This window comes from Polaribacter uvawellassae (genome assembly GCF_039748955.1).
GTDB lineage: Bacteria > Bacteroidota > Bacteroidia > Flavobacteriales > Flavobacteriaceae > Polaribacter > Polaribacter uvawellassae.
Genome location: NZ_JBDIZN010000001.1, coordinates 485,652 through 498,935, shown reverse-complemented (window position 1 = coordinate 498,935; position 13,284 = coordinate 485,652). Strand labels below are relative to the sequence as shown.

Annotated in this window: 9 protein-coding genes; 5 read left to right on the top strand and 4 right to left on the bottom strand. The window is 32.1% G+C overall.

Annotated elements, in window-relative coordinates; all coding sequences use genetic code 11:
- Position 1: 1 nt before the first annotated feature.
- Complete coding sequence (locus tag ABDX67_RS02295; RefSeq protein ID WP_347173252.1) at positions 2–574, bottom strand: hypothetical protein; 573 nt, start codon at positions 572–574, stop codon at positions 2–4.
- A 390-nt stretch (positions 575–964) separates the two neighbouring features.
- Between ABDX67_RS02295 and ABDX67_RS02290 the strand changes: the two genes are divergently transcribed.
- The gene (locus ABDX67_RS02290; protein WP_347173250.1) at positions 965–2,221 is read left to right on the top strand and encodes a Y-family DNA polymerase; all 1,257 of its coding nucleotides are present in this window, start codon (positions 965–967) and stop codon (positions 2,219–2,221) included.
- Positions 2,222–2,225: 4 nt separating this feature from the next.
- Positions 2,226–2,666: a LexA family protein gene (locus tag ABDX67_RS02285; protein WP_347173249.1), complete on the top strand. Its 441-nt coding sequence runs from the start codon at positions 2,226–2,228 to the stop codon at positions 2,664–2,666.
- 10 nt (positions 2,667–2,676) lie between these two features.
- Here the strand turns inward: ABDX67_RS02285 and ABDX67_RS02280 are convergent, their stop codons facing one another.
- A complete protein-coding gene (locus tag ABDX67_RS02280) occupies positions 2,677–3,729 on the bottom strand; it encodes an endonuclease/exonuclease/phosphatase family protein (RefSeq protein ID WP_347173247.1) in 1,053 nt (350 codons plus the stop codon).
- A 104-nt stretch (positions 3,730–3,833) separates the two neighbouring features.
- On the opposite strand from ABDX67_RS02280, the gene ABDX67_RS02275 reads away from it, so the two are divergent.
- The gene (locus ABDX67_RS02275) at positions 3,834–6,614 is read left to right on the top strand and encodes a carboxypeptidase-like regulatory domain-containing protein (protein ID WP_347173246.1); all 2,781 of its coding nucleotides are present in this window, start codon (positions 3,834–3,836) and stop codon (positions 6,612–6,614) included.
- A 20-nt stretch (positions 6,615–6,634) separates the two neighbouring features.
- Positions 6,635–8,071 (top strand): DUF5689 domain-containing protein, encoded by a 1,437-nt coding sequence (locus tag ABDX67_RS02270; protein ID WP_347173245.1) that lies wholly within the window; start codon positions 6,635–6,637, stop codon positions 8,069–8,071.
- Between the two features lie 58 nt (positions 8,072–8,129).
- Here the strand turns inward: ABDX67_RS02270 and ABDX67_RS02265 are convergent, their stop codons facing one another.
- Positions 8,130–8,579 carry a nucleoside deaminase gene (locus tag ABDX67_RS02265; RefSeq protein ID WP_347173243.1) on the bottom strand — a complete coding sequence of 150 codons (450 nt, stop codon included), beginning with the start codon at positions 8,577–8,579 and terminating at the stop codon, positions 8,130–8,132.
- A gap of 63 nt (positions 8,580–8,642) precedes the next feature.
- Here ABDX67_RS02265 and dxs point away from each other — a divergent pair, with 63 nt between their 5' ends.
- Positions 8,643–10,424 (top strand): 1-deoxy-D-xylulose-5-phosphate synthase, encoded by a 1,782-nt coding sequence (gene dxs / locus ABDX67_RS02260; RefSeq protein WP_347173241.1) that lies wholly within the window; start codon positions 8,643–8,645, stop codon positions 10,422–10,424.
- 52 nt (positions 10,425–10,476) lie between these two features.
- On the opposite strand, the gene ABDX67_RS02255 is transcribed toward dxs, so the two are convergent.
- Positions 10,477–13,245 carry a WD40/YVTN/BNR-like repeat-containing protein gene (locus ABDX67_RS02255; protein ID WP_347173239.1) on the bottom strand — a complete coding sequence of 923 codons (2,769 nt, stop codon included), beginning with the start codon at positions 13,243–13,245 and terminating at the stop codon, positions 10,477–10,479.
- Positions 13,246–13,284 lie beyond the last annotated feature (39 nt).

Here is a 13,284-nt window from a genome sequence, read left to right as displayed (position 1 = left end):
ATTATTTTTGAGGTTCAATAATTAATATTCCGTTCTTAGTTACTTCTACTACTTTTATTACATTTCCTTGGGTTAAGTCTTTCTCATTATCTGTTAAAGCGTCTAATTCTCTTAATGCTCCTTGTACTTTAATCTGCACTTTTCCTATAGATGATCTTTTTGCGCCAACTGTTAAATATACTTCTCCTATAGCATGCAATGCGTTCTCCATTTTTAAAGTTCCGCTAGAAACCAATTTGCTGATGTAATAAAAAAGAGCAGCCATTATTACCATCATCACTAAGCCGCACCCTAAAGAAATTAAAATTGTTAATGTTTTACTGTTTCCTGCATTAATACTTGCAATTCCGCTCCAACCAAAAATAGTAAAAAAAGCTACTAAATTTTTTAATGTAAAAAACTGAAAACCAGCTCCAGTATCTGCATCAATTTCTGCGTCTACATCGCCTATATCATCAGTATCACCTCCAATAAAAGCTGTAATTAAAACAAAAATAAAAAACACAGTTGATATTAATGTAACTCCCCAATAAAGTTGTTGTAAAGAAGTTAATTCTGAAAACCATTCTGACATAAAGCAATTAATTTAAATTAGTTATTAAAAATATGCTTTTTGGTTGAAATTGACAATTTTTTTTAACAATAATAAGAAAGTATATTACTGCAAAAAGCAACAGTATCAATACGAATTTATTTTTGGTTGATTCTGTTTTGAAGTACACAATATAAATAGTGCTTATAAATTCTAACTTTAAAAACCCTAAAAAGCAATATAAATTCAGTTACATTTATAAGTAGTTGAAAAAAGAGTTTTGTTACAAAATATTTTTTGCGGAATCATAAATTTTTAAAAATTACCTTTAATTATTGTGCCACTTGAGCGCATTGCTATTATATCAAAAATAGTTGAAGGTTTCTTAAAACTTCATCAATAAAATGCAAGCAAAATTTATACCTTTACTTTATGTATGCTTTAGTAGATTGTAATAATTTTTATGCTTCTTGCGAACGGGTTTTTAATCCTGGTTTACAAAAACAACCTGTTGCTATTTTAAGCAATAACGATGGTTGCGTAATTTCTATGAGCGATGAAGCTAAAAAATTACAATTGCCATTTGGCGCGCCAATTTTTAAGTGGGAACATTTTTGTAAAGCAAATAACATTACTGTTTTGTCGTCAAATTATCCATTGTATGGAGATATGAGCGCAAGAGTAATGAACATTCTTTCTCAGTTTTCGCCAGATATAGAAGTTTATTCTATTGATGAAGCTTTTTTACAATTTAAAGGTTTTGAAAATTACAATTTTACCGATTACGGAACGCAAATTAGAAATCGGATTTTAAAATGGACAGGAATTCCGACTTCTGTTGGTATTGCTCCTACAAAAGCGTTGAGCAAAGTTGCCAATAAAATAGCACGTAAATTTCCAAAAGAAACTGGCGGAACTTATGTAATTGATTCTGATGAAAAACGCATCAAAGCGTTAAAATGGATTCCGCTTAAAGACGTTTGGGGAATCGGAAGGCGTTTACACAAACGTTTAGCCGAAAAAGGATGTAAAAATGCGTTTGATTTTACGCAACTTTCTGAAGACTGGGTGTTGAAAAACTTTTCTATTGTTGAATGGCGATTGCTAAAAGAATTACAAGGAATTTCTAAAATTCCTTTAGAAGAAGTTTCATCAAAAAAAATGATAGCAACCACAAGAAGTTTTGAATACACTTTTTCTGACATTGATAACATTAAAGAACGTGTATCAACTTTTGCTGTAAGTTGTGCAGAAAAACTACGCAAACAAAAATCTAGTTGCCACATGATTATTGTATTACTAAGTAGCGATCGTCATAAAAAAGATAGTGAACAACACAGAACAAGCAGAACTGTTGTTTTTCCGTATCCTACAGATTCTACTCTAGTTATTAGTAACGCCGCAGTAAATGCAGCAAAAGCGATGTTCAAAAAAGGAATTAAATACAAACGAGCTGGCGTAATTGTTACTGGTTTAGTGCCAACAGACAATCATCAATTGAACTTATTTGTACACGAAAATCCAAAACACAAACATTTAATGTCTGCTATTGATTTTATAAACACTAAGTTTAAAGCTGATAAAATTAAATTAGGAAACCAAGATTTAAAACGCACTTGGAAAATGCGTCAAGAACGATTATCACCAAAATACACCACAAATATTAACGACATATTAATTGTTACATAAAAACATGAGCGCAAAAAAATCAAAAAACCTAACTTTTTTTACTCCTAAAATTTCCGATAGCAAAGGAGCAATTTTTATTGATACAGGAATTTCTGCTGGTTTTCCTTCGCCTGCGGATGATTTTAGAGAAACGCGTATTTCTTTAGACGAAGAATTAATTGCCAATAAAGAAGCTACTTTTTTTGCTAAAGTTAAAGGACAATCTATGATTGGTGCTGGTTTAAACGATAATGATTTGTTGGTAATTGACAGAAGTATAGAACCTGCCAATAATAAAATTGCGGTTTGTTTTTTAGATGGTGAATTTACCGTAAAACGATTACGAGTAAAAAATGATGAGGTTTGGTTGCAACCAGAAAATCCTGATTATCCAGTTATTAAAATTACAGAAGAAAATGATTTTATTATTTGGGGAATTGTTACCAGCGTTATAAAAAAATTGTAAAATACCTTCATCAATTCTTCTCTTTAATCAAATAAATATACACCGGATAATGATCACTATATCCGCCAGTATAACCGCCATCAGAAAAACTTCTAAACGGATATCCTTTATAACGTCCTTTTTTAGTGGTTAAAAAACGTTTATTAAAAATCATGGCTTTATACATTTTATATGATGAAAAATCTTTTTCGCCTTTGTCTAGAACTGATGAAGTAAAATATATCTGATCAAACAAACTAATATTATCTCGATAACCAACCGTGTTAAAACCGCGTTTATGCATTTCTTCAAACGGATTGTATAAATCGCCAGCGTTTACATTTTCCTTTTTACCTTTTGTTTTTAACACCTTCTTAAAACTAGAATTCGTTGGGTTATCATTAAAATCTCCAATACTAAAAATTTTAGCGTTGGGTTCTGTTTCTCTAATTTTTTCAATGATTTTTACATTTTGATATGCCGCTTTTTCTCGTAACATTCTCGTTGCAGCTTCGCCACCACTTCTAGATGGCCAGTGATTTACAAGTATATGAATCAATTCATCATCTAAATAACCAGAAACCAATAATTGATCTCTTGTATACACCTTAAAGTTATCTCTAAAAATAGTTGGAGTAAAAGATTCGTGATGAATTGGTTTAAAATATCTTTTTTGATACAATAATGCTACGTCAATTCCTCTTTTGTCTGGCGATTCGTAATGAATAATGTCATAATTCATTTTTTTTAGAGACTTTGATTTTACCAAATCTTCTAAAACCGCTCGGTTTTCAACTTCTGAAATTCCAATTATCGCCGGACCTGTTTTGGTTTTCTCAAATCCAATCTGAGAAATTACACTTCCAATTTTTTCTATTTTATCCCAATATACGGTGGATTTATTGACTTTTAATTCCATCATCGGACTTGCCTCATCGTTTTTTGTTGGATTGTTAATTGTATCAAATAAATTTTCGACATTATAAAAAGCAATCGTTCTAATGGAGTATTGATTTGTTTTGGATTGCGCTTTTATGAGTGCAGAAATACACAAAAAGCTTCCCAAGAGAAGTAGTTTTTTCATTTTGCAAGTTTTTATTACAAATATAAACAATTTCAAAAGCTCTCTAAAAGCCTGATTTGACAGTTGTTAATTATTTTTATATCTTTAGGTAAAAATTGAAAGCTATGAAAAAGTTCATCTTAACGATGTTCTTGACGGTTATTTTCTACCCGAAAATTGCTGCTCAGAACGTTGTAAAAGGAACTGTGGTTGATAGCAATTCTGAAAAACCCATCGAGGGCGTTTCTATTATCTTACAATCATCCACAGTAAAAACAAAAACAAACGGAACCTTTATTTTAGAAAATCTCACCAACGGGAAATTTATTGTAACGCTAAAATTTAAAGGTTATGAAACCCAAAATTTTCCAATTCAATTAGAAGGAAAGCCAATCGATTTAGGAACTATTTTCTTTTATGAAGACATTTCTGTAAATGAAGATTTAAGTACAATTACCATTACAGATGATGAATTGAATGATGATAATAGTACTGCCGATAATATTTCTGGTTTATTACAATCTTCAAAAGATATTTATTTAAGATCTGCTGCATTTGAATTTAGTGCTTCTTTTTTTAGAATTAAAGGGTTGGATTCTGACAATGCTTTGTTGTTGATAAACGGAATTGAAATGAATAAAATATATTCTGGAAGACCACAATGGAGTAATTGGGGCGGATTGAATGATGTAACTCGGAATCAAGAATTTAGTTCAGGTTTAGCTCCGTCTAACTATACTTTTGGAGGTGTTTTAGGAGCTACAAACATCAATGTTAGAGCTTCTGAAGCAAAACCTGGAGGAAGAGTTTCATATGCATCTGCAAACAGAAGTTACGAGCACAGAATTATGGCAACATATTCTTCTGGTTTAACGAAAAATAATTGGGCATATACAATTTCTGCAAGTAGAAGAGCAGGTACAGAAGGTTTTAACGAAGGCACTTTTTATGATGCAAATTCCTTTTTTGCTTCAGTTGAGAAAAAGATTAACTCTTCTCATAGTGTCAATTTTACTGCTATTTATACACCAAATAAAAGAGGAAAATCGTCTGCAAATACACAAGAAGTTTACGATTTAAAAGGCATTCAATACAATTCGTATTGGGGAATGCAAAACGGACGAATGCGAAATGCTCGTCAAAAAAGAATTGTAGAACCCATTGTAATGTTGAATCATTATTGGACGATAAATCAATCTACAACGTTAAACACAAATGTTGCGTATCAATTTGGAGAAGTTGCAAATAGTAGAATAGATTATAACGGAAGTAAAATTGATGGAACCATAAATGGCATTCCAACAATTGTAAGTTTGGGTGGTGCAAATCCAGATCCAACGTATTATCAAAAACTACCAAGTTATGGTTTAAAAAAAGGCTATAACAATGTGTATGAAATGGAAAAAACGTTCATCAAAAATGGTCAATTAGATTGGACAAATTTCTATCAAAAAAATTCAAACCCGATAAACAATGGATATGCTGCCTATGTTTTATATGATGACAGAAATAACGACAAACAGTTTTCTATAAATTCAATTTTTGAAACAGAAATAAATGAAAACATCACTTTAAATGCTTCTGTTCAATACAGAAAACTTAGATCAGATAATTTTGCACAAGTAACCGATTTATTTGGAGGAACAAAATTTTTAGATGTAGATTCTTTTGCAAATACAAACACTTTAAAACAAAACGATTTACAAAATCCTAACCGAGAAGTTACAGTTGGTGACAAGTTTAAATACAACTATAATTTAACCTCAAATATTTTAAACGGATTTGCACAAGCGCAGTTTAAATACAATAAAATTGATTTTTATACATCGGCAAGTATTTCAAATACAGTTCATCAAAGAGAAGGCTTGTATCAAAACGGAAAATTCGCAACAAACAATGCTTCTTTAGGAAAATCTAAAGCAGCAATTTTTACAAATTATGGATTTAAAAGTGGAGCAACCTATAAATTTACTGGTCGTCATTTAGTAGACGCAAATGCTGGTTATTTGACAAAAGCACCAACATTACGAAACGCCTTTTCAAACGCAAGAATAAATAATGATGTCGTTAAAAATTTAACTAGCGAAAAAATCTTTTCTGCCGATGCTAGTTACATTTTTAGAAGTCCAAATTTACAAGCAAAAGCAACAGGTTATTACGCAAAAATTAAAGGCGCAACAGAAGTTTCCTTTTATTATGCAGACGGAGTTGGAGGAAGCGGTTCTGATTATACCGCTTTTGTGCAAGAAATTTTAACCGAAATCGATAAAAAACATATTGGTGTAGAAGTAGGTTTTGAAGCGCAAGTTACAGCATCAATCAAATTAAAAGGAGCTGCAAATATTGGTCAATATACCTATGATAACAATCCAACTTTAACCTTAAAATCTGAAATTGATGGATTTCAATTTGCATCAAGAGCATCCAACTTAAAAAACTACAAATTAGCTGCTGGACCTCAACACGCTTATTCGGTTGGGTTTGAATATAGAGATCCAGATTATTGGTGGATTGGAGCAACAATGAACTTCTTTTCAAACGCTTATGTTGATGTTGCTCCGTTAACTAGAACCAGCAATTTTACGGATAATGGCGGAATTCCTTTTAACGATTTCGATGAATATTTGGCAAAACAATTATTGCAACAAGAAAAATTTGACAATTATAATGTCATCAACTTAGTTGGAGGAAAATCTTGGAAAATTAACGATTATTATGTGAGCATTTTTGCAAGTATTAGCAACTTACAAAACACCAAATATAAAACCGGCGGATTTGAACAAGGTAGAAATGCAAACTACAGAGAATTACGAGATGACAAAGCCTTAGAAAAACCAATTTTTGGCCCAAAATATTGGTTTGGAAGAGGAGCAACTTACTTTTTGAATGTCAACTTTAGATTTTAAAAACTTAAAAAACATTGATTATGAAAACATATAAATTATATCCAAAAACCTTATTTCTGTTACTTTTTATTAGTATTTCTTGCTTGCAAGATAACGATTTTGAAGTGCCAGATATTACCATCACTGATCCAACTATTACTGCAAACTCAGATTTAGGAAAAGTAAAAACGGCTTTGCAACAAGAGTTTTTTTCTAACGAAAAATTGGTATTTACATTTCCAATAAATGAAAAGAGCCCAACGTATATTGAAGGTTACGTAATTTCATCAGATGCAACTGGTAATTTTTACAACAAACTCATTGTGCAAGACAAACCTGAAAATCCAACTGCAGGAATTGAAATTTTAATCAACAAATCTGCATTGAGTGATTTGTTTACCATCGGGCAAAAAATTTATATCAAATTAGATGGTTTATCGGTTTCGTATGATGACGGACAAAGCGAAGTAAACCCAATTAATTTAGCGCCCGGAAAATATTCGTTAGGTTTTTTAGAAGGCGATAGAGCTGGTAAAATTCCTGCAACGGCAATTAAGAATCATCTTTTTAGAACCTCTACAATTGCTACAATTGTTCCTCAAAAAATTACGATAGAAACAATAACAGATGCAACCATAAATACCTTTGTTCAGTTAGAAAATGCGCAGTTTGATATTTCTGAAAATGGAAAAACTTTTGCTGGAGAAAAATATGATGAATACGATGGGTTTAGATACTTATTTGAATGCGGATCAGAGCACGAATTAAGATTGCAAACCAGTACTTTTTCTAGTTTTAAATCGACTTTAATTCCTGAAGGGCAAGGAAAAATTGATTTCATCTTATCCAAAGATTTTAAATCAGAATTTGTAGTTGCCATTGTAAATTCTCCTTCAACAATTGATTTTACAAATGCTACAAGGTGCGATCCTGATTTTTTAAATTGTGACGCAAACACAAGTGCCGGAACTATTATTTTAATTATTGAAGACTTTGAAAACATTAAAACAAATTCGCATTTACTCAATGCAGGTTGGTCAAACATCAATGCAAATGGTGGTAAAAATGTTTTTAAATCTAAAACAAAAAATGGAAATAGAGTAATGGAAATGTCTGCTTACAACACCGCAGAAAATCCGTTAGAAATCTGGTTGATTTCTCCAACAATTAATTTAGATGCAACCACAAACGAAACCTTAACTTTTGAAACTAATAATGGTTATGACAATGGTAGAGCCTTAAAAGTTTTTGTTTCCTCTGATTTTTCTGGAGATGTAAAAACAGCAACTTGGACTCAAATTAATGCTGATTTATCTGAAGGCCCAAGCAGTGATTACTCAAATTTCTTTACCAAATCTGGCGATATTAGTTTGTCTTGTTTGTCAGGAAATGTACATATTGCTTTTCAATATTTTGGTGGCGATGGTGCAGTTTCTACAACGGTACAAGTAGATAATGTAAAAATTACTGGAAACTAATAGCATTTCATTTTATCCTACAAGGTCAAAAAAAAAGACCTTGTAGGTATCTTTTTTATTAGTTTAAATTCCGTTTTTCAATAAAAAAGCGTTTTAATATTTGCGAACATTCGTTTTCTAAAATTCCACCAACAACTTTTGTTTTTGGATGAATGGTGGTTTTTAATTTTAAAAATCCGCGTTCTAATTCAGAAGCTCCGTAAACGATTTTGCCTAGTTGTGTCCAATAACTTGCGCCAGCACACATTTGGCAAGGTTCTAATGTAACATATAACGTACAATCTTTTAAATATTTTCCTCCTAAATAATCTGCTGCTGCAGTAAATGCTTGCATTTCTGCGTGTGCAGTTACATCATTTAAAGTTTCTGTTAAGTTGTGTGCTCTAGCAATAATTTGTTTCTTAAAAACAATGATTGCTCCAACAGGAACTTCACCTTTATCAAAAGCAATAGCTGCTTCATCTAAAGCTTTTTTCATAAAATAAACGTCATCAAAAGGATTTATCATTTAAAAAATATTTTTTCAATAATACAAAAAGCAAATCAGATGTAAAACTCGTACTTTTGTTCTATGTCAACAAAACTTTTAGATACAATTTACAATCCTAAAGATGTACGAAAACTAAAACCGGAACAATTACCAGTTTTAGCAAAAGAATTGCGTGACTATATTATTGATATTGTTGCCACTAAAGAAGGACATTTAGGCGCAAGTTTGGGTGTGGTTGAATTGACAATCGCTTTGCATTATTTATTTGACACGCCAAATGATTTGTTGGTTTGGGATGTTGGACATCAAGCGTATGGGCATAAAATATTGACCGAACGAAAAGATGTTTTTGATACGAATAGAAGATTAAACGGAATTTCGGGTTTTCCGAAAAGAAGCGAAAGTGTGTATGATGCTTTTGGCGTTGGGCATTCTTCAACTTCTATTTCTGCAATTTTAGGAATGGCAATCGCATCAAAATTAAAAAGGGAAACCGAGAAACAACATATTGCGGTTATTGGAGATGCTTCTATTGCAAGCGGTATGGCTTTTGAAGCGTTGAATCACGCTGGAGTTACAGATGCTAATGTGTTGGTGATTTTAAATGACAATGCTATTGGAATTGATCCTTCAGTTGGCGCATTAAAAGAATATTTAACCAAAGTAAAAACCGATAAAAGACTTGCGGCTCAAAACAATATTATTAAAGCGTTGAATTTTAATTATTCTGGTCCAATTGACGGTCATAACTTAGACGAATTATTAGCTGAATTAACTCGATTAAAAAAAGTAAAAGGCCCAAAATTTTTACATATAATAACGACAAAAGGGAAAGGATTACAACAAGCAGAAGAAAATCAAGTGCAATATCATGCGCCAGGAAAATTTGATAAAATTACTGGAGAAATCATTCCGAAGGAACAAAAAATAGAACCTCTAAAATACCAAGATGTATTCGGAAAAACCCTAGTTGAATTAGCCGATAAAAACAAAAATATTATAGGAATAACCCCTGCAATGATTACCGGAAGTTCATTAACTTTTTTATTAGAAAAATATCCTGAAAGAACGTTTGATGTTGGGATTGCTGAACAACACGCTGTGACTTTATCAGCAGGAATGGCAACACAAGGAATGGTACCTTTTTGTAATATTTATTCTACTTTTTTACAGCGAGCTTACGATCAAATTATACACGATGTTGCCTTGCAAAATTTACCCGTAATTTTCTGTTTAGACAGAGCTGGTTTGGTGGGCGAAGATGGTGCAACACATCATGGAGTTTTTGATTTGGCGTATTTACGTGCAATTCCGAATTTGATTCTCTTTGCGCCAAGAAACGAAGTTGAACTTCGCAATATCATGTACACCGCACAATTAGGTTTAGAAAACCCGATTGCAATTCGATATCCAAGAGGAAAAGGTGTTTTGATTGATTGGAAACAACCTTTTTCAAAAATAAAAATCGGAACAGGAATTTGTGTAAAAGAAGGAAAAAATATTGCTGTTTTATCGATTGGTAGCATTGCAAAAAATGTAACTCTTGCCGTTGAAAAAGTAAAAAAAGATATTGCTGTTGCACATTACGATATGCGATTTGTAAAACCATTAGACGAAAAATTATTACATACTATTTTCAATTCTTTTAAAGAAATAATTACTGTTGAAGACGGAACAATTTCTAGCGGATTTGGATCTGCTATCGCAGAATTTGCTGTCAAAAATAACTATAAAAATAATATTAAAATACTTGGAGTTCCAGATGTATTTATTCATCAAGGAACTGTAGAAGAACTGCATAGAATTGCACAAATAGATGCTGAATCTATCTTTAACGCAATAAAAAAAGCAGCATTAAAATAATGCTGCTTTTGTCTGTTCGAGCGGAGTCGAGAACTTATAAAAAATGAATTTTTTACTTGATAATTACTTTTCCTGTTGCTTTTTTATTGTTAGCATCTATTAAGTTAACAACATACACACCAGAAGGTAAGTTTACAGAAACAGGCTGTTTTTCTTGTTGTGTAAAATCTACCTGCTTAGAAAACACTTGTTTTCCGTTGATATCAAATAGCAATAAATTAGCTTTTCCTAAAGTGTTTTTTGCGAAAATCGTAAAATCTCCATTAGAAACTGTAGGATACATTGTAAAAACTTTGTTTTCTTTTATTACATCATCAACAGAAACAACTCCTGCAGCAAATTGTCCAGTAAACATTCCTCTACCATAAGTGGTTGCCATAACCGTATTATCTGCAGTTCTAAAACTAAAAGAAGTTACTTTTACATTAGACATTCCGTTAAAGGATTGTAACCAACTTGGTGAAGCATCTTTAAAATTACTTGTTCTCCAAACACCTAATTCAGTACCAATAATAACTTCATCATTATTTAAAGGATTCATCATTATTGCTTTTACAGGAATATCTGGAAAATTACCTTCTTTTTCTTCCCAGTTAGCACCACCGTCTGCGCTATACCAAATATTTGTAATGCCGTAATTATGAAAAGTAACTAGGATTTCGTTTTCTGATGCTCCAAATGCAATGTCAGAAATGCTTCCTATAAAGTTAGGGTCTCCAATACTTGTCCATGCTGGACCGGCAGAATTAGCACTTTCTATTTTTAATAACTTTCCATTATTTGTACCAACATAAAGTTTTGTAGAATTTGTAGTAAAGGGAGATACTTTAAAAGCTGTTGGTTCTCCTGTTAATAATGCATTTGTAAGTTCTGTTTTTATTGGTGATCCTAATAAATTAGCAAATTTTGCTATCACATAAGAACTTCCTTTAGAATAATTTGTATATAATATATCTAAATTATCATCTAAGTCTGCTGGATTGATAAAATTTCCTGAATACGGACTACTGTCAGAAGAAATTACTACTCCAGAACCGTTAAACGGTAAGTTATACCTGTTGTAATTATTATACACATAAGAAGCAATGGCATAAGCACCATCTTTATCAATAAATGAATACGCGCCATCACCTCCTCTCATTCTTACCGTGCTATTAATTCCAACACTTGCTCCATTAATAAACTGTGTTCCATTGTCTTGAGCACCAGCTAACAATAATCTATTACTAGTACTTTGACCTATTTCTCCATGATAGAACTGTGTTATATTGTAATTTTTGTTTCTAGCTTCTATAGCTGTAGTTGTAGTTTCTGCACCCGACAATGAAGTTGCATAAAAAACACCACCATCATTACCAATAAGTGCTTTATTTGCATCTGTTGGATGAAATGCCCAACCATGTTGATCTGCATGAACAGTTGGTATAGGTAAGTTTGAGTCATAAAAATAAGTTTGTGACGAAGAACCACTATGCCACTTAGAAATTTGTTTCCAAGAACCACCTGAATTTGTGCTTCTAAACAAATCAATACCCCCAACGTAAAGTGTATTATCATTTGTTGGGTCTACTTCTATTACCAAATCGTAATAAGCTTGTCCTCTTGTAAAATCATTATTCGGAATTCCTGGATCTGCATCTGCTGGAGTTATAATGTTTGTTGTATTAGCAAAACCATCTGTTGTTACTTCTATTTTTGGAGCACCACTAATGTGGTATAAAGCATAAATTTTATCTTTATTTGTTTTAGAAACTGCAATTTCTGTTCTTTTACCATTAGCGACTGAATGTGTAACAGAAAATGAAGTTCCGTCAATAGATTTTAAAATAGTACCACCACCAAGACCCCAGGTATTACTATCTGAACCTATCCAAAGTGTATTGTCTATTCCAATTTCAAAATCGTTTGGTTCATAAAAAGAATGTACAGCTCCTTGAGATTGTCCAGGAATTGTAGGTAATGATACTATGTTCCAAGTTGATCCATCGTCTACACTTTTATACAACCCTGTTTTATCTAATCCTGCAAACTGATTAGTTCCTGAATAAGACCCAACATAAGCCCCAGCAACACCAATAAAAACTTCAGTTTTATTAGTGTTTGGATTGTTCCAAGCAATAACATCATTAATAAAAAATAGTCTTTTTCTATAATCCGGATTTGTGTTTTCACTATACACATTTGTCCAAGAAGCTCCTCCATCTATAGATTTCCAAACTCCATTTCCTGCAGAACTCGGATTTGCTTGTCCTTCACCAGTTCCCACATACATAATTTGTGAATTATTTGGGTCAACAGTCATACAACTCACTGATAAGTTTTCATCAATACCAACTTGTGTCCAAGAAGAATTGGCATCCGTAATATCATTATTTACCCATAAACCTCCAGAAACTCCACCAGCAAAAACACGTTTATGTGTTGCATCATTTGGATCGAACATCACAACTCTAGTTCTACCACCAACATTGTTTGGACCTCTTTCTGCCCACATATTATCTGCAGCATCACCTGGAACTCTTTGTAATTTTCTTTGTCTTTTTAATTCTTGTTGTATACTAAGCACATTCTCTGGATGTGTTCTTCCTGTGTTTGGGTTCATCTCCAATAAATATTCTTGTTCAAAATATTTATTTGGAGGAATTCCACTTGCCTTTCTCTCTTTTTTAGTTAGTTTAAGTGTTTTATTATATGGGTGATTTTTTAAGAATTTTGCGTAATTTTCTCTTGCATTTTCTGCTTCCGTATCCTTATCTAGGGTAAGATATACTGCATAGGCTCCAAAAACTAAAGCAAAAGCGAGTAGTAGTTTTTTCTTCATAATTAATTTATTTTAAAAGTATTAGTGTTTTCAAAGTTA